This window comes from Clostridium carboxidivorans P7 (assembly GCF_001038625.1).
Classification (GTDB): domain Bacteria; phylum Bacillota; class Clostridia; order Clostridiales; family Clostridiaceae; genus Clostridium_AM; species Clostridium_AM carboxidivorans.
Genome location: NZ_CP011803.1, coordinates 1,203,137 through 1,220,718 on the forward strand (window position 1 = coordinate 1,203,137; position 17,582 = coordinate 1,220,718).

A 17,582-nucleotide genomic window follows, 5' to 3' on the forward strand; every position below is an offset into this window, starting at 1 on the left:
TTGTCATTCTCTTTTAATAATTATACGATTTTATAAATTCAACATCAATTTTTTAAACTGAAATAAACACTAATGTTTATTAATATCTAATAAAAAACTATTGATTTCCATGTAAAATAATACTATAATTTAACCTATATTAATATTTAACATACATTAAATATTAATATAGGTTAAATTGTAATGCGTGTTAAATATTAACAACTTTATGCTAGGAGGATAAAAATGAAGATAACTGAAATATCCGTAAAAAGGCCGGCAGCAATGTGGATGGTAGTAATTTTATTAGTTGCACTTGGTGCTTTTGGCTATTTAAAAATGGGAGCAAATTTACTGCCTTCTATGAACAACCCTGTTATAACAGTTAGTACAATTTACAGCGGTGCGGGTGCTGATGACATTAAAAAAGATGTTATAAAACCAATAGAAGATGCAGTGTCAGGAATAAGTGGTGTTGATACAATTAATTCTACAGCAAAGGAAGGTTATGGTACTGTTACAATAACTTTTAAATCTAGCGCTAATTTAAACACTGCATATTCAGATGTTCAAAAAGCAGTTGAAAATGCTTCATCGGAGCTTCCTGAAGATGCTAATAAACCTACTATACTTAAGATGGATACTAATGCTATACCAGTTTTAGCGGTTTCTCTAAATGGAAATGTAAGCTATGATCAATTATATAATGAATCTGATATATTAAAACAGAAATTAGAAAAAGTGCCTGGTGTAGGAAGCGTAAGTTTAATGGGTGCTGATAAAAAGCAGTTAATGATAAAGCTTGATAAAACTGCTATGGAATATTACGGAATAAGCACTAATACTGTAATGGGCAAATTAAAGTCAGTTAACCTAAATGTACCTGCTGGTGAAATTAAGCAGGACAAGCAAGATCAAGCTGTTAGAGTAATTGGTCAATTTCACAGTATAGATGATGCTAAAAATATGCTAGTGCCTACAGCAAATGGAGGAAGTGTACGTCTTGGTGAAATTGCTCAAATAAAGCTAGAAGCACCAGATGCAACTGCACAAATAAGATTTAATGGTAATAAAACTATGGCAGTTGTAGTTGGAAAGCAAAGTGATGCCAATGTAGTAGAAGTAGCAAATAGTGTAAAAAAGCAGTTAGAATCAATTAAAAAGAGTATTCCAAGCGATATTAAAATTGATATTGCCTTTGATACCACTACTTTTATTACCTCTTCATTAAAGCAAGTACAGCACAATCTTATAGAAGGAATTATAACTACTGCAGTTGTACTTTACTTATTCTTCCGTAGTTTCCGTTCTTCTTTAGTTGTTTTAGTTGCTATACCTACATCACTTATAGCTACCTTCTTTATGATGTATAAGTTTAATTTTACTCTCAATATGCTGTCTCTTATGGGATTATCCTTGGTTGTAGGTACACTGGTGGATGATTCTATAGTTGTAATAGAAAGCATACAAAGGCATTTAGGTTTAGGTAAAGATCCTATAAGAGCAGCTATTGATGGACGTGATGAAGTAGGAATGGCTGCTGTAGCTATAAGTCTTTGTGACATAGTTGTATTTGCACCTATTTCTCTTATGTCTGGTATGATAGGACAGTTATTTAGAGAGTTTGGACTTACCATAGTTGTAGCTACAATATTTTCTCTTTTAGTATCTTTTACAGTTACACCAATGCTTTCATCTCGCATACTTAAAAGAGAAAATAAAGAAAAAGAAATCAAGAAGGATGGCTTTTTTAGCAAGGTCCTAGAAAAATATAAAAGTACTCTCATATGGTCCTTAGAACATAGAAAAAAGGTGTTATCTGCTGTTATTGTCTGTATAGTACTCAGTGTTGCTCTTATACCAATGGGAATATTAAAATCTGAGTTTATACCTACAGCTGATCAAGGTAGTTTTACTATTGACCTTGCTCTTACGCCAGGTTCTACCTTAAAGCAAACAGATGAAAAAATTACTCAAGTTGAAAAATATTTAAAGAACATGAAAGAAGTAAAAAGCTACTTTACAATGGTTGGCTCAAATGGACAAGGAACTTCAGATAAGGCTACAGGTGAAATTATGGTTAATCTAGTTCCTAAAAATGAACGTAAAAAAAGCCAAACCAAGTTAGCAGCGCAAGTTCGTGACTTTGGTAAAACCATGACTGGAGTAGATTTTACTGTAACAGAATCACAATCTGGTGGTGGAAGCAGTAAGCCTGTGTCTATTACCATAAAAGGAGATGATCAGAGTACCTTAGAGGATTTATCAAAGCAAGTTGAAAAAATAGTAAAAGCAGTGCCTGGAGTTATTGATGTAAGTAATTCTTCTAATATAAAAAGCAGTGAACTAAGAGTAAATATAGATAGTTTAGCTGCTGCACAATATGGAGTTTCATCATCTGATATAGGAAGTTCTGTAAGAACTGCCTTAGCAGGTACCAAAGCAGGAGTATATAGAGCAAATAATACAGAAAATGATATAACAATTAAATTTATGAATGGTCAGATAAAAAATGCTGAAGATATTAAATCTATAAAAATTACAAATGCATCTGGACAGCAAATACCATTAAGTGAAGTTGCTTCAATTGTAAAAGCGGATAGTGCACCATCAATATCTAGAGAGGATAAACAGGATGTTGTTACTATAGGTGCAAATCTTCAAGGTAGAGTTCTTGGAGAAGTAACAAAGGACATAAAAGCTAAGTTAAAACCTCTATCTATACCTGAAGGTTACAGTATAAGCTATGGTGGAACTCAAAAGAATATGGCAGATTCCTTTAGTTCTCTTGGATTAGCCTTAGGTGCTTCACTATGTCTTGTTTATATGATACTAGTGGTACTTTATGAATCTTTCTTAACACCAGCTATAAGAATGGTATCTCTGCCTTTAGCTATAATAGGTGCCTTTGGTTTGCTGGCATTAACAGGACAAACTTTAAATTTAATGTCAATGATTGGGCTTATAATGCTTGAAGGTTTATCATCTAAAAATGGTACCTTATTAATAGATTATACAAATACATTAATGAAAAAAGGAATGAACTTAAAAGATGCACTTATTGAATCTGGTGTTACCAGATTAAGACCTATAATAATGACAAGTTCAACAATGATAGTTTCAATGCTACCTGTAGCTTTATCCATGGGTGAAGGAAGTGAAATGAAGCAAAGTATGGCTATAGTAATTATAGGTGGTATGGTAGCATCAACTATACTTTCTCCAATAGTAATACCAGTGGTTTATACATTAATGGATGATTTAACCAAAGTTGTATTTAAGAAAAAGAAAAGTCATAAGGAGGCTGTGAAGTATGAAGTTTAATATCAATGGTTTAAATAAAAAGAAGTTAATAGTTGGTGTAGCATTAATACTTGTTGTTATTGGATGTGTTTCTATTTTTGGAAAAAGCAAAAAAGCAGAAGGAAAGCAAGACGTTAAAAATGTAAAAGTAGAAAAAGTAGCTGTTGGTTCAATATCTACTGAGTTAGAATATGCAAGTAAATTAAATCCTACTCAAGAGGTAACAGTTTTACCTAAAGCTGGGGGAAAAGTGGCTAGTGTAAATGTAGATATAGGAGACAAAGTTACAGCGGGACAAGTATTGTTTACACTAGATGCAGCACAACTTCAAGCACAACTTCAATCTCAACAAGCAGCCTTAGCAGCTTCAAATGCTAATTTAGCTAAAACAAGTGATTCTGGACTTCAACAGCAAATAACAGCTGCTGAACAATCACTTCAAAAATCACAAATAGCCTATAATGATGCTCAAAACAACTATGATAAGATGCAGAAACTGTATGCTTCAGGGGCTATAGCTAAACAAGATGTAGATAATGCAAAAGTTAAATATGATAATTGTTCTGCAGATTTAAAGGCTGCTCAAGATAACTTAAATCTTATAGTTCAAAAGTCTGGTCCTCAATCTACACAAGCAGCAGCAGCTCAAGTAGCACAATCTCAAGCAGGGGTAAATGCTGCACAAATTCAATTAAATGATGCTTCAATTACTTCACCTATTAATGGAGTAGTATCTGCTAAAGATGTTAAGGTAGGTCAAATTGCTGGTGGTCAATCTGGCTCAGTTACTATAATAGACAGCAGCAGCTTTACTGCAGAAATAAGCGTACCAGATAAGGTAGTTGGAAAAATTCAAATTGGACAATCTGTACAAGTAAGTGTAAGTGCATTAGAAAATAAAAAAGTAACTGGAGTAATAGATAAAATTAGTCCTAATTCTAGTTCTAAAGATAATTCTTATACTGTGAAAGTAAAGGTTAGTAATTCAACAGGGGAACTTAAAGCAGGTATGTTTGCAAAAGTATCATTGCCATCTGAAAAGAAAGATAATATACTAACAGTTCCAAATGAGGCGCTTAAAATTGAGAATAACGTAAACTATCTTTATTTAGCTGATAATGGAAAGGTTAAAAAACTATCTGTGGATGTTGGTATTTCTGATGAAAAAGTTACAGAAATAACTGGCAATATAAAAGCAGGAGCAGATGTAATTGTAGAAGGACAAAATTTATTAAGTAATGGAGATAAGATTAATATAGCTAAGTAAGTACTTAACAAAATGCGTTGATCTTGCAATTATAAAATCAACGCATTTTTTAATTAAAATTATAAGGGGGGAAACATATGTGTAATAATCCTGTGGATGCCTTAGCTGAAAATTTAATCACCTTTCTTCCAATGATGTTAAAAAAAGTTATAAGGCTTGATACAGTATATATTAAAAATCTTCCACATACAGAACCCATTAAAATTCTTCCATTAAATCAATTAATGGTGTTAGGAATTCTTCATGAAGAAGGAGGTTTACCAATTTCAAAACTATGTAAAAAGTTAACTATTTCTAGTCCACAAATGACAATTGTTATAGATAAATTAGTTGATTTAAAGTTGGTTTATAGGGTTCATAATGAACAAGATAGGAGAACAATCAATATTAATATTACTGAAAAAGGTGAAGAATATAGTTTAGAAATATTACAAATTGCTAAGGAAAATTTAAAAAATAAACTTAAAAATTTATCATCAGAAGATTTATTAATACTGCTAAATTCAATAGAAGTTACTAAGAGTATATTTAAAAAACTGGAATAGCAAAATAGCTGAAAGCGAGTCCAATGAGAAGCTTTCAGCTATTTTTTTATATATAGGAATTAGTATTCAGTTTTGTTTACATCTATATTTAATTTGCCTAATTTTTCATAAATAGAAGCTAAAGTTTCCAATTCATCAGGTTCTAAATAGGAAAGATAGCTTTTTAATACTCTGCGACATTTTTCCTCAAACTTACTTATTAATATTCTTCCTTCATCTGTTATGGAAACTAATACAGCCCTTCTATCCTTTTCACCATGCCTACGGCAAACTAACCCATTATTAGTCAATCTATCAATCATTGTTGTTATGGCGCTTGGCTTAACTCCCATTCTTTCAGCTAAATCCGTAACTTTGAATGATTCTTTTTTTGATAATAAATCCAACATATTAAACTGTGTTTCAGTTATTCCAAATTCAGTTAAATCTCTAAGGTTATCAGCAATTTTTATACTGGTATTCCATAATGCAACTTGTGCACGAGAAACATAATCTTCTTTACTTTTCATAAGTATTTTCCCCCTTGAACATCTATCTTGAATAATATAATGAAACAAATAAAAAGTCAAGAACTTACAATGATAGTATAACTTGCAGTTAAAAAATATTATTACTAAAAGTTCTTTTTTTATCAATAACGGAGAATATTGGATTTTAAGAATAATTAAAAGTTTCTTTAATTGTATAATAAGTTTTTGTCATGGAAATATTAAAGTTTGTAGGCATTAACAAAATAATTTATAATGAGTAATATTTTTTATATTACCTATGATATAAGAGATAGGAGGAATTTTTTATGCAGTTAGCAGCACATGAAGCATATGACTTACATGAATTGACTATAAGTTGTGTAAATTCTATAACAAATATGGCTATGTTTATAAATGTAGCACAGGATCAAGAATTAAAATCCATGATACAGGCACATTTTCCAGCACATATTCAAGATTATAATATGAAAGTTCAATATTTAAGTAAAGCTGATGGCGCTACTCAAAAATTAAATGTTCCTAAGTTACCTAACAATTTGCAGGATTATACTAAGTCACCAACTAACAATTTTCCACCAATCACACCAAGAACTGATGTACAGCAGATGAATGACAGAGAAATAGCAACTGCATATCTTTTAACTTTAAAAAGAGCAGGAAGAGAATATGCATGGTCAGCAATGGAAGCAAGTAATCCAGGGGTAAGAGAATTTTTAAAGGATGCATTTACTATGAGTTGTAATCATTCTTATGAAGTATGGCAATATATGGTCAAGAAAGGGTATTATCCATTAGAACCAGCAAATCAAAGCACATTGGATACAATGTCAAACATATATAAAGAAGTTCGTGAACCTGCTTTAGTATAGAATGAAAAAATGGATGTTTTAAATTGCGTTAATATGCATTTTTGGGCATCCATTTACCATTTTTGTAGATATTTAAATATTATATTATAATGTATATATAATTGTAAGATAATTTGATTACAAAGTGGATTAGGAGAAAAAATTATGAAGCTAAAAGTTTTGGTAGATAACAATACTTACATTGATCAGTACTATTGCGGTGAACCTGCTGTTTCATATTATATTGAAGATGAAGATACAAGCTTTTTGTTAGATGTAGGGTATTCTGATTTATTTATGAAAAATGCTAAAGCATTTAAAATAAACTTGGACAAGATAAGCAGTATAGTTATTTCTCATGGACATGATGATCATACAAGAGGATTAAAATACTATTTTAATGAAAATACAAGCAATAATATTTCTATTATTTCTCATCCAGATGCATTTAAAGAAAAAATAATGGAAAATTTAAAAATTTGTTCTCCAATTTTAGAGAAAGAGTTGAAAGAAAAATGCAATTTAATTCTTTCAAAAGAACCCATTAAAGTTAGTAAAAATATAATCTTTTTAGGTGAAATACCTGAAACAAATGATTTTGAAAATAGAAAATTTATAGGTAAACAAGCTGTTTGTGGTACCTTCATTGATGATTATGTAATGGATGACACTGCATTGGTATATAAAAGTGAAAAAGGTATTTACATTATTACTGGTTGCTCCCACAGTGGAATATGCAACATAATAGAATATGCAAAAAAAGTATGCAATGATACTAGAGTATTAGGGGTTATAGGTGGATTTCACTTATTTGAAGTTGATGGAAGAGTTAATAAAACAATCCAGTATTTTAAAAAGAACAACATAAAAGAATTATATCCTTGCCATTGTACTTCGTTTATTGTTAAAGCAGAAATACATAAGGTTCTGCCTATAAAAGAGGTTGGAGTAGGATTAGAAATAAAATGGTAAGTGTTCATAGATTTTACAACTTGGTGACAAGTGAAGGACGGCTTTTACATATCTCTAATATATACTTTATGTTGTAGTGAGGATGCTTAGCATTCTAAACAACTAAATACAATTTTGGAGGTATTTATCATGAATAGAAAAAGAATATTAGTTTGGGTACTGGCTTTACTAGTGGTAGGAGGTGCTTCAGGAATTACTTATGCAAGTCAAAAAAATGATACTACTAAAAATGTAGTTGTAGCAGCAGAAAGTAAGAGTAATAATAGTGTTGTTAGACAGCAGGGAACTATTAGTGATGAAAAGGCAATTAAAATAGCTGCGGAAGCTATGAAAAGCTATATGGGAAAGGATGCAAGCTACTTTTCGTCAACAAAAATACACAGGTCATCTGATAAAAGAAAAGAGTTAGAGGAATTTAGAAAAAAATATGCAAAAGAACATCCAGAAGAGGCAAAAAAGTTTGAAGAATCAAAGAAAAAATTTGCTAAGGAGCATCCAGAAGATGCAAAGATAATAGCAGAAAATACAGCTAAATTGAAAAATGAGAGCATAATAGACGTTGATTTTACCCCTAAAGATTTTGATAAAAATAAGGTGTGTTCAAATTTTGTTTCCATAAATGAAAAAACTGGTGAAGTAATAAATGTAACAGCTATAAATGGTTTGGATGAGAATTTAAAGTCTGCAATTGATGACAATAAGGTTAAGGATGCAACTTTAAGCTTCTTTAAGAAAATAGGAAAGAAAATTTCAGGTAATACTATAAGAGCTGATAAGGAAATTGATTTAGGCAGATTATTTCTAGATTGTAAGCTGGAGGATGGAAGAAATGCTGGAATTGAAATAAATCTTACAGATTATTCTGTAATACATTATGAGATAAAGGATAATGATATTAAGACTTTGCCTTCGATGAAAAAGAATAATGATAGTCAAACTAGAGAGATTAAGATTAATTAGTAAATAAAGTTATTAAGAGCGCAGGAAGTTTATTGGGTATTATTAAGTGAAGAACTATGGCTTTGCATAAAGTTAAAATGGAGATAGTCAGAGAGAGTTTATTCAATCTGATTATTTTCATTTAAGTAAAATATTAAATTACTACAAAACTAAAAAGTAAATGGTTATATTGAGAAATTGATATTATGAAAATTTAATGATTATGGGGGACAAGTAGGTAATGATAAAAATATTAGTTGTTGAGGATGAATTGCCAATATCGAACTTAATAAAGTTGAATTTGAATATGGCAAATTATGAGTGTAAAACAGCTTTCAATGGGGAAGAAGCTTTAAAGGAAATTGAAAATGACAGTTTTGATTTAATTCTTTTAGATGTTATGCTTCCTAAAATTGATGGCTTTACACTACTTGAAAAGATAAAGCCTCTAGGCATTCCAGTTATATTTTTAACTGCTAAAACTTCTGTTACAGATAAGGTGTATGGTCTTAGAGCTGGAGCAGATGATTATATAACAAAACCTTTTGAGGGTATTGAATTATTAGCTAGAATTGATAATGTGCTTAGACATTATAATAAAAATACTAATGTAATAAATTTTGAAGATGTAGAGATAAATTTAGAAGAAATGACAGCTAGGAAAGCAGGTGAAGCTGTAGAGCTTACTTTAAAGGAATTTGAATTATTAGTGGTTTTAGTACAAAATAAAAATGTTGTATTGACCAGAGAAAAATTAATAGAAAAAATTTGGGGATATGACTATGTTGGAGAAACTAGAACTATAGACAACCATATACAAAAATTGAGAAAAAAGCTTCAGTGGAAGGATAAAATTAAAACTGTATTTAAATTAGGATACAGGCTGGAGGGTTAAATGAAATTTTGGGAGAAGATATTTTTATGCACATTGGTTATATTTGAAATATTTTTTGTTCCTTCATCAATATATTTAATTAACAGCAATTTTAAACTGAATCTTAATACAGAAATTAATTCTGGAATAAATGAAGAGCAGAGATTTTGTTCCTTTGTAGAATCAAATTTATTTTTATTTAAAATTCAAAAAGAGTCTAATTCTTACAAGACTGAGCTTGATAAACAAAGTATAGATTCAATGATTAATACATATTTAAATAATTTTGGAAAACAGGATATATATATTGAGGTAATAGATAATAACAATAAAGTTATTTTTACTAATTTAAGTATGAATATATCAGATAAAAGAGAGGAACTTAATGTTCAGCTTAATAAAGTGAAATATATAATACGTGATATTGATGAAAAAAACTATTTATTCATAAGCAAAAAAATAAATTTAGATAATAATTACTATAAAATTTCTTATGTTAAGGATGTTTCAAGTATTTATAAAAATAAAAAATACTTGTTAAATCTTCTTTTAAAACTAAACATATTTGTATGTATAATTTTAGTTGCAGTAACCATAGCATTAAGTAAATTTATAGTAAATCCTATAAATAAATTAATTAAAACCACTCAAAAAATAGCTGATGGAAATTTTAGTGAAAGAGTAAAAGTAATATCAGATGATGAAATTGGATTATTATCAAAAAATTTTAATGATATGGCAGATGTTATAGAGGATAAAATTGGAGAACTTAAAATGGCTTCAAATGACAAGCAGAGATTTATTGATAATTTGGCTCATGAACTCAGAACGCCTCTGACTTCTATAATAGGATATGCTGATTTTCTTAGAACCACTAAGTATGATGAAGAAACCTTTATAAATTCATTAAGCTACATATACAGTGAAGGAAAGAGATTGGAAAAGCTAGCTTTCAAATTAATGGATTTAATAGTTTTGAGAAAAGAAAATTTTAAAAAGAAAAGTGAAAATACTTCAGAATTGCTAATTGAAATTAAAAATTCTCTACAGCCGAAATTGGAGGAGAAAAATATTCATTTGGAAATTTCAGCTGAAGATTTAAATTTATTAATGGACAAAGAGTTAATAATGGTAATGATAACTAATTTTATTGATAATGCTATTAAAGCATCTAAAATTGGTGATAAAATATACTTAAAAGCATATAAAAATAGCAGTTCTAATATAATACTAGAAGTTAAGGACAGCGGAATTGGCATTCCAGAAGAGGATATATCAAAGGTAATGGAACCATTTTTTATGGTGGACAAATCCAGAGCAAGGGCTAATAATGGTGTAGGACTTGGACTCTCTTTATGTGCGGAAATTGCTAAAATTCATAATGCTAGGATTGATATAGAAAGTAAGGTTGGAGAGGGTACCGCAATAAAGGTAATTTTTTAAGAGAGAAAATATTCCATAAAAAAGCAAATAATGCTATAATGAATTCATATTCTGTAGATATGGCTGTGGCGTTTGTATATTTTTAGTTTATGTATTTACAATCTTCTTGTTAAAACAAGAAGGTTCTTTTTTTAGAAGAGTTTTGATACTTATAATACCATGTTTAAGAAAGAGAGGTAATTAAATTAATGACAAAAATACATATAGATCCAACTATCTATACTGGGAAACCAGTAGATTCTAGATTATCTAAGGAAATGGCAGTTTACGATTTACTTGATAAGATTCACATCCCTTATAGTCGTATAGATCACGATGTAACAGCAAGCATTGAGGATTGTTATGATGTAGAAAAGCTTTTGGGTATTACCATTTGCAAAAACTTATTTTTATGCAACAGCCAGAAAACTGAATTTTATTTGCTTATGATGCCTGGTGATAAAAAATTCAGGACAAAAGAGTTGTCTAAGCAGATTCAATCTTCTCGTCTGTCTTTTGCACCAGCAGAGTATATGGAAAGATATCTTGACATCACGCCAGGATCTGTGAGCGTTATGGGACTTATGAATGATAAAGAACAGAAGGTAAAGCTTTTAATTGATGAAGATATAATAAAGGAAGATTATTTGGGGTGTCATCCTTGTATTAATACTTCCAGTCTTAAGATTAAAACCAAAGATATTATAGATAAATTCCTTTCATATACAGGACATATTCCAAAATATGTGCAATTAACAGGAGAATAGGTGTATCGTATTTATATAATATTCAGGGAAGTTTATAAGCTTCCCTGAATAATAAATCTTATTCAGTGTAATCAGTTACAGTTTCAGTAGTTTTAGAAGCCCATTCTTTTTCTTCAGGAAAATTAGGAAATAATGAGTTCTTGTCATCTTCGGATGCACTTGCAGATTCAATAGTTATGTTGGAAGAAGTTGATATTCCACGAGACTGTGATGTTGATGATGAATTTAATATTCTGTCATTTTTATTTGAATTATTCTTTTTCATAAAAACACCTCCAAGTGTATTATGTACAACTGAATTCAAATTATTAATTGTGAAAATTTGTGAAATTATGTATGTAACTATAGTATAATTATCAATATATTTGTGTGGGAGGAATAGAATTTGTTCTTTAATGATATTTTGGTAAAGAAGCATTTAAAAATAAAAGAAACACCTAACTATATATACATAGCTCCTCATCCTCTTCTTAGAAAATATATTGCACACTATACTATATTATTTCCAAACCCAAAGGAAATGGGAAAATGCAGTGATAACATTAATGATTTAACTTTAATACCTGACTGCAGTGGTTGTATCATATATACTTATGAAAACAATGATTTTTCATTAAGGCTTTGGGGTGCAACAACAAAAACAGTTATAGTAAAAAATGATGTGAACTTAAAAAAAATAAGATTCTTTATTGAGTTTATACCTGGAGGATTACATGCTATTACAGGGATAAAACAATCAGAGCTGTGTGATATTCAGACACAGGTAGATGAAGTTGACAAGCATTTACATGATTCTTTAAGGTGTGCTATGGAAGTTTCAAATAATGTAGATGATATGATTTCAATGATTAATATGATTTTGTTGAGATCAGTAGAGAAAAATAATAAACAACATGCAGTAATTGATGCTGCCTTAGAAAGAATTAAGATTGCAAGTGGAATATTAACAGTAAAAGAGTTATCGTCAAGTGAATATATAAGTGAGCGTCATTTAAATAGGCTGCTTAATGAATATATTGGAATAAATGCAAAGACGTTTTTAAGAATTTCCAGAGTAAACTATTCAATAAATATGCTAAAAAAAGCTGAATATAAAAGTTATATAAATGCAGCTCAAATCTTAGGCTATTTTGATCAATCACATTTTATTCATGATTTTAAACAAATATGTGGAATTTCTCCTAAAGAATTTTTCAAAAACATGTCCGATTTTTACAATGAACTTTTTAAATATTGATATATAATAAATAACGTTAAGAAATTATAGATAGGAGAGATTTAAATGAAATTTGTATGTCCACTTATAGCTGTTAGTGATATTGAAGCTTCAAAAAATTTTTATGGAAAGGTGCTTAATCAAAAGGTGACAATGGACTTTGGAGCAAATGTTACTTTTGAAAATGGTTTTGCAATACAAAAGGGCTTTGCAGAACTTATTGATATAAATGAAAATGAAGTTGCACATAGGTCAAATAATTTTGAACTCTATTTTGAAGAAGAAGATTTAAATGGATTTGTAGAAAGGCTAAAAAGCTTTGATAATATAGAATATGTTCATGATGTTAAAGAACATCCATGGGGGCAGAGAGTCATTAGATTTTATGATCCTGATAAACATATTATTGAAGTCGGGGAGAGTATGGTAAGTGTTATAAAGCGATTTTTAAGCCAAGGTTTAACTCCTGAAGAAACAGCTAAGCGTACTATGTTTCCTATTGAGTTTATACAAAAATTAGTTTAGGTACTTGTTTACAGGATTTTGCTGCATAAAATAAATAAAAAAAGAGAGGAGCATTCATATCTAATAAAAGATGATGAATGTTCCTTTCTAAACATAGTTCCGTAAAGAGAAACTTTTATTATTGAATTTAAAAATTATAAAGTTATACATTTTATCTAATTTAGTATTATTTTAATTTTTTACCACAATTGATACAAAAAACATAATCGTCTTTAATTTCTGCTCCACATTCACAAGTTTTAATTTTCTCTGAACTTTCTGGAGGATTACTATTTAAAATATCGTTGATTTTATCAAAGGTTTTATTTGCTACTTTTTTTGTTTGATTTTTTACATTATTAATAATTTCTTCTCTTTTTTGCTTAGCGTCTTCTTCCTCTTTAACTCTAATTTCTTGTTCTTTTTTAAGCTTGTCTTTAGAATACTCTCCTGAGATTACATATTTTACTCTTTCAAACTCCTCTGAATTTAAAATGTTTTCTTTAATTAATGGAGATAATGCTTCTAAAAATTCAGTTTCATTATATACAAAATTTAAATTCTTTAAACTTTCAATCCAACTGTTTTTTTTCAATATAAATTCTTGTTCGCTATAAATTTCATCTTTATATAATTTGTAAATTTTATCCAATTCGGAAACCACCTTACACAAACTATTCTTAGTGGAATTTTGTTGTAAAACAGCTTCATCTACTTTATTTTCAATATTACTTATTTTTTCTTCTGATATTTTTGGCGTAATACTGTTATTTTCTAAACTCATGTTGTAATTATCTAATTTTTTATTTATGGACTCAAGCAAGGATACAATTTTATTTTGTTTCCAATACCAACACCAAAATTCTCTAGCTATAAGTGTTATTATAATTATAATAATTAAAATTGTAAAAATACTGCTATCATTCATTTTAAGTAATTCTCCTTTTTATAAAATTTAATAAACTTTTTAGAATGGAAAGTATATATTGAAGATACTATGTATAACTCTAATTGAAGAAATTAATATTATTTAATGAAGTATAATTGCTAAAAATAATGCTAAAAGTAAAAAATAAATAAGGGCTTGTTTAATTTTATATCTAAGCAAAGATCTAATAAATAGAAAAAATAATATTATAATTACGAAAAACTTGTAAAGATAGTTCATTTTAATACCTCTTTCACCCATTATTTATACTATTTTGGTTAATATTTGTTAAGTTATTCGTGGCATTTTGATTATATTATACAATAGATACCTATATGTAGCAAATAACAGACATACCTTTCGTTTTTGTAGAAATAGTGGAAAATGCATGTGTTTTTATTTATAATTACATTGTATTGTTATAAATACTTTGTATTATTTTAGAATAAATAATATCTTTGAAAATTTTGCTTTCTAGAAGGCTTTTATGGGGGAGGGGTAACTATATGAATATAAAAAATAAAAATTTAATACAAATTCATTTTGCTGTTTTTTTATTCGGCTTATCAGGTTTGTTTGGAAAGTTATTATCACTGCCATCGATGATAATTGTTCTTGGAAGAGTTGTCTTCTCAAGTATATTTCTATTTACTTTAATGTTTTATTTAAAAAAGGATATAAAGCTAAAAGAAAAAAAGCATTATTTTTATCTGATAGTAATGGGCATAATTTTGGCTATTCACTGGAGCACCTTTTTTAAATCCATACAGACAGCTACAGTAGCAATAGGACTGCTTACATTTTCTACTTTTCCTGTTTTTGTTACTTTTCTTGAACCATACTTTTTCAAGGAGAAAATTAAGTTAAGAGATATTGTAATTGCAGTTATTACATTTTTAGGAGTACTTTTTGTGGTTCCAAAGTTTCAACTTGGAAATAATCTAACACAAGGAGTTCTTTGGGGAATAGTATCAGGCTTTACTTATGCTATTCTTTCAATGATGAATAGAAAATATGTAAAAGAATATTCCAGTTCATTAATTGCTTTTTATGAACAGTTTGTAGCAGCAATTGTATTAATGCCTTCATTATTTTTCGAGAAGCCTGTTTTTAGCTCTAGAGATATAGTGCTGCTTATAGTATTAGGTACAGTTTTCACTGGAATTTCTCATTCTCTATTCATAAATGGCTTAAAGAATATTAAAACCCAGACAGCAGGTATTATATCCAGTCTTGAGCCAGTTTACGGTATTGTATTTGCTGCTTTTTTACTAGGAGAAATACCAACTTTAAGAGAAATATTAGGTGGAATTATCATTTTAGGCACTGTTTTTTATTCAACTATTAAATGCAAATAGATTGATTCTTGATTTTTGGAATCTAGTCAAAATAAAACAACAACATTATAAGAATAAGATATAAATATTTTAAGAGTTTGGACTTAGTTCAGGCTCTTTTAATTTTATGAAAAAGAAAATGTAAAATGGATCTAAATTATTATGAAAAATTATGTAAAAAAACATATAAATAATGTACTATTTAATATTACGTAAACCATGATATAATTACCATAAGTCAAATAGAAACAGTAATATTTTTTTATCCAAAACCATGAAAATAAGAATTTTTAGGCAATCTTATGGTGAAACAGTAGTACTTTATAGCTTACATTATATTTACATAAGATAATTATAAAAAATAGAAAGGGGATTAATAAATTGAAAAACAAATTTTTAGCAGTAGCTTTTCTTAGTATTTTTCTATTGATTTCCCATAATGTACAAGCAGCAAATTTTATAGACAATCAAACAGTAGAAAAAGACAAAAAATGGACTATTAAATTTACAGGTGATGTTGGATTTGATGATGTAAGCAAACAAGGTATAACTATAACAGATAGTAATGGTGCTTTGGTGAATGTAGGAATTGTGGAAGGAGAAGATAAGAAAACAATTATAGTAACAGCTCCAGAAGATGGTTATATACAAGGAGAAAGTTACATATTAAATATTGGATCTAAGGTGCATTCTGCTGAAGGTAAGGCATTAAAAAAAGAATATAAGATACACTTTAACATAAAAAAAGAAGTTTTAGAACAACAATCATGCAATGGAAACTTACTTAATAAATCTTTTGTAGCAAAACAAGGTGATTGGATATACTATCGTAATCTTGATGATGGATCTAAATTATATAAAAAGAATGAAGCACAGGAAGCAGAAAAGATTAAATTGAGCGATAGATCAGCTTCTAACATAAATGTAGTAGGTGATTGGGTATACTTTATAGATTTTATAGATGATTTTAATACTAAAATTTGCAAAGTAAAAACTGATGGTAGCGATGAAACGATAGTATGTAAAGCTAATTATGATTCAGGACCTTATGCTAATGATGATAAGTGGGATATGACAGTAGTAGGTGACTGGATATATTATCATGATGATTATTATGCAGGCGATGGGAAAGACAGTATATATAAAATTAAAACAGATGGAACATGTAAACAAATGGTATGTGATTGTTTTACAGACAGTATGATTGTTTATGGTGATTGGATTTACTATAGGGATGCACTAGATTGTAAAATTTATAAAGTGACTACTGATGGTAAGAACAAATCAAAGTTAAATGATGATGGTAGTGTGCAGGCATTTAAAATAGGCGGTATAATAGATGGATGGATATATTATTCGTATTCATCAGATGTTTACAAGGTAAGAATAGATGGTTCTGAAAAAACGAAAATTTTTAACATAGAGCATGATAATAAAGAATGTGTAAGCAATATAAATGTAAGTAATGGATGGATGTATTATCGAATACAATGTGCAGTTTCTCCTAATAATAGTGATGTTGACGGAAAAGTATTTAAAGTTAAGCTGGATGGAAGTTGTAATACTAAATTATTTGATGGTGGATTTGATGTGATTTTTATGAATGTTATAGATGATGTGGTATTTGTTACAAATGAAACTGATGTTTTACGTAGTGATACTGGCAATACATTCAAAGTATTTCCGCCTCCTAAGCCTTGGACAAGAATATCACCAAATAATACGGTAGTCATAGGTTTGTCTCAATACTCGTATTTTGATTATTATAAAATTTATGTAGGAAATACTTCAGAGCAAGGTCCTTTTGCAGAAGCAGTTAATAGTGATTGGAACTTAGAAAATAAATGGAAATTAGATTGTTCTTCTATAAGCTTGCCTTATTTTGGACCAAAAATGTATATAAAATTAACAGGTGTAAAAGATGGTGTAGAATCAGAAGAAAAAATTATTAGTGTTTATAAATAATGTTAGTAACTGAGAGGTACAATAAATTGCATTATTATAATTATACATTTATTGCACAACTTTTTTGAGAGGACAATTGAGTGATAGCAGATGACAACCCACTAAGTTTAGATGAATTGATTTTTAAAGCTTCTTTTGATAATGCAAAGGAAGCTTTAAATTTATATAGTTGCATGATATATAAAATGTTTTGATTATTCTGATATATTTGCTTAATGGATTTTA

16 protein-coding genes are annotated in these 17,582 nt (G+C 28.9%); 13 read left to right on the top strand and 3 right to left on the bottom strand.

What is annotated here, in order from left to right; translation table 11 throughout:
- Positions 1-225: 225 nt before the first annotated feature.
- The 3 genes from Ccar_RS05180 to Ccar_RS05190 all read left to right on the top strand — a co-directional run bounded on the left by Ccar_RS05180 (position 226) and on the right by Ccar_RS05190 (position 5,094).
- Positions 226-3,303: an efflux RND transporter permease subunit gene (locus Ccar_RS05180; RefSeq protein ID WP_007061706.1), complete on the top strand. Its 3,078-nt coding sequence runs from the start codon at positions 226-228 to the stop codon at positions 3,301-3,303.
- The gene (locus tag Ccar_RS05185; RefSeq protein WP_007061705.1) at positions 3,293-4,549 is read left to right on the top strand and encodes an efflux RND transporter periplasmic adaptor subunit; all 1,257 of its coding nucleotides are present in this window, start codon (positions 3,293-3,295) and stop codon (positions 4,547-4,549) included. Before Ccar_RS05180 ends, Ccar_RS05185 begins: the two co-directional genes overlap by 11 nt.
- Before the next feature lie 77 nt (positions 4,550-4,626).
- Positions 4,627-5,094, top strand: a complete 468-nt coding sequence (locus Ccar_RS05190; RefSeq protein WP_007061704.1) for a MarR family winged helix-turn-helix transcriptional regulator — start codon at positions 4,627-4,629, stop codon at positions 5,092-5,094.
- Between the two features lie 59 nt (positions 5,095-5,153).
- On the opposite strand, the gene Ccar_RS05195 is transcribed toward Ccar_RS05190, so the two are convergent.
- Positions 5,154-5,603 carry a MarR family winged helix-turn-helix transcriptional regulator gene (locus tag Ccar_RS05195; RefSeq protein ID WP_007061703.1) on the bottom strand — a complete coding sequence of 150 codons (450 nt, stop codon included), beginning with the start codon at positions 5,601-5,603 and terminating at the stop codon, positions 5,154-5,156.
- A 287-nt stretch (positions 5,604-5,890) separates the two neighbouring features.
- Here Ccar_RS05195 and Ccar_RS05200 point away from each other — a divergent pair, with 287 nt between their 5' ends.
- The 6 genes from Ccar_RS05200 to Ccar_RS05225 all read left to right on the top strand — a co-directional run bounded on the left by Ccar_RS05200 (position 5,891) and on the right by Ccar_RS05225 (position 11,407).
- On the top strand, positions 5,891-6,454 hold the full coding sequence (locus Ccar_RS05200) for a spore coat protein (protein ID WP_007061702.1): 564 nt from the start codon (positions 5,891-5,893) through the stop codon (positions 6,452-6,454).
- A gap of 144 nt (positions 6,455-6,598) precedes the next feature.
- Positions 6,599-7,405: an MBL fold metallo-hydrolase gene (locus Ccar_RS05205; protein ID WP_007063675.1), complete on the top strand. Its 807-nt coding sequence runs from the start codon at positions 6,599-6,601 to the stop codon at positions 7,403-7,405.
- A 129-nt stretch (positions 7,406-7,534) separates the two neighbouring features.
- Positions 7,535-8,365, top strand: a complete 831-nt coding sequence (locus Ccar_RS05210; protein ID WP_007063674.1) for a hypothetical protein — start codon at positions 7,535-7,537, stop codon at positions 8,363-8,365.
- Positions 8,366-8,585: 220 nt separating this feature from the next.
- The gene (locus Ccar_RS05215) at positions 8,586-9,239 is read left to right on the top strand and encodes a response regulator transcription factor (protein ID WP_007063673.1); all 654 of its coding nucleotides are present in this window, start codon (positions 8,586-8,588) and stop codon (positions 9,237-9,239) included.
- Positions 9,240-10,661, top strand: a complete 1,422-nt coding sequence (locus Ccar_RS05220) for a HAMP domain-containing sensor histidine kinase (RefSeq protein WP_007063672.1) — start codon at positions 9,240-9,242, stop codon at positions 10,659-10,661.
- Positions 10,662-10,849: 188 nt separating this feature from the next.
- The gene (locus Ccar_RS05225; protein WP_007063671.1) at positions 10,850-11,407 is read left to right on the top strand and encodes a prolyl-tRNA synthetase associated domain-containing protein; all 558 of its coding nucleotides are present in this window, start codon (positions 10,850-10,852) and stop codon (positions 11,405-11,407) included.
- Between the two features lie 58 nt (positions 11,408-11,465).
- Here Ccar_RS05225 and Ccar_RS05230 read toward each other — a convergent pair whose 3' ends face one another.
- Positions 11,466-11,672 carry a hypothetical protein gene (locus Ccar_RS05230; protein ID WP_007063670.1) on the bottom strand — a complete coding sequence of 69 codons (207 nt, stop codon included), beginning with the start codon at positions 11,670-11,672 and terminating at the stop codon, positions 11,466-11,468.
- 120 nt (positions 11,673-11,792) lie between these two features.
- Between Ccar_RS05230 and Ccar_RS05235 the strand changes: the two genes are divergently transcribed.
- Together Ccar_RS05235 and Ccar_RS05240 are read left to right on the top strand one after the other, a co-directional pair.
- Positions 11,793-12,644: a helix-turn-helix transcriptional regulator gene (locus Ccar_RS05235; protein ID WP_007063669.1), complete on the top strand. Its 852-nt coding sequence runs from the start codon at positions 11,793-11,795 to the stop codon at positions 12,642-12,644.
- A gap of 45 nt (positions 12,645-12,689) precedes the next feature.
- On the top strand, positions 12,690-13,148 hold the full coding sequence (locus Ccar_RS05240) for a VOC family protein (RefSeq protein ID WP_007063668.1): 459 nt from the start codon (positions 12,690-12,692) through the stop codon (positions 13,146-13,148).
- A gap of 166 nt (positions 13,149-13,314) precedes the next feature.
- Here the strand turns inward: Ccar_RS05240 and Ccar_RS05245 are convergent, their stop codons facing one another.
- A complete protein-coding gene (locus Ccar_RS05245; protein WP_048029958.1) occupies positions 13,315-14,055 on the bottom strand; it encodes a zinc ribbon domain-containing protein in 741 nt (246 codons plus the stop codon).
- 506 nt (positions 14,056-14,561) lie between these two features.
- On the opposite strand from Ccar_RS05245, the gene Ccar_RS05250 reads away from it, so the two are divergent.
- Together Ccar_RS05250 and Ccar_RS05255 are read left to right on the top strand one after the other, a co-directional pair.
- Entirely contained in the window at positions 14,562-15,413 is an 852-nt protein-coding gene (locus tag Ccar_RS05250) for a DMT family transporter (RefSeq protein ID WP_007063666.1), read from the top strand.
- 360 nt (positions 15,414-15,773) lie between these two features.
- Positions 15,774-17,357: a DUF5050 domain-containing protein gene (locus tag Ccar_RS05255; protein ID WP_007063665.1), complete on the top strand. Its 1,584-nt coding sequence runs from the start codon at positions 15,774-15,776 to the stop codon at positions 17,355-17,357.
- Positions 17,358-17,582: the final 225 nt, after the last annotated feature.

What these genes read in the sequence shown, in the direction of transcription:
- Ccar_RS05185 (WP_007061705.1), top strand. Translation starts at nt 3,293, where the DNA reads ATGAAGTTTAATATCAATGGTTTAAATAAAAAGAAGTTAATAGTTGGT.
- Ccar_RS05180 (WP_007061706.1), top strand. Translation starts at nt 226, where the DNA reads ATGAAGATAACTGAAATATCCGTAAAAAGGCCGGCAGCAATGTGGATG.
- Ccar_RS05240 (WP_007063668.1), top strand. Translation starts at nt 12,690, where the DNA reads ATGAAATTTGTATGTCCACTTATAGCTGTTAGTGATATTGAAGCTTCA.
- Ccar_RS05200 (WP_007061702.1), top strand. Translation starts at nt 5,891, where the DNA reads ATGCAGTTAGCAGCACATGAAGCATATGACTTACATGAATTGACTATA.
- Ccar_RS05230 (WP_007063670.1), bottom strand. Translation starts at nt 11,672, where the DNA reads ATGAAAAAGAATAATTCAAATAAAAATGACAGAATATTAAATTCATCA.
- Ccar_RS05220 (WP_007063672.1), top strand. Translation starts at nt 9,240, where the DNA reads ATGAAATTTTGGGAGAAGATATTTTTATGCACATTGGTTATATTTGAA.
- Ccar_RS05195 (WP_007061703.1), bottom strand. Translation starts at nt 5,603, where the DNA reads ATGAAAAGTAAAGAAGATTATGTTTCTCGTGCACAAGTTGCATTATGG.
- Ccar_RS05225 (WP_007063671.1), top strand. Translation starts at nt 10,850, where the DNA reads ATGACAAAAATACATATAGATCCAACTATCTATACTGGGAAACCAGTA.
- Ccar_RS05205 (WP_007063675.1), top strand. Translation starts at nt 6,599, where the DNA reads ATGAAGCTAAAAGTTTTGGTAGATAACAATACTTACATTGATCAGTAC.
- Ccar_RS05210 (WP_007063674.1), top strand. Translation starts at nt 7,535, where the DNA reads ATGAATAGAAAAAGAATATTAGTTTGGGTACTGGCTTTACTAGTGGTA.
- Ccar_RS05215 (WP_007063673.1), top strand. Translation starts at nt 8,586, where the DNA reads ATGATAAAAATATTAGTTGTTGAGGATGAATTGCCAATATCGAACTTA.
- Ccar_RS05190 (WP_007061704.1), top strand. Translation starts at nt 4,627, where the DNA reads ATGTGTAATAATCCTGTGGATGCCTTAGCTGAAAATTTAATCACCTTT.
- Ccar_RS05245 (WP_048029958.1), bottom strand. Translation starts at nt 14,055, where the DNA reads ATGAATGATAGCAGTATTTTTACAATTTTAATTATTATAATTATAATA.
- Ccar_RS05250 (WP_007063666.1), top strand. Translation starts at nt 14,562, where the DNA reads ATGAATATAAAAAATAAAAATTTAATACAAATTCATTTTGCTGTTTTT.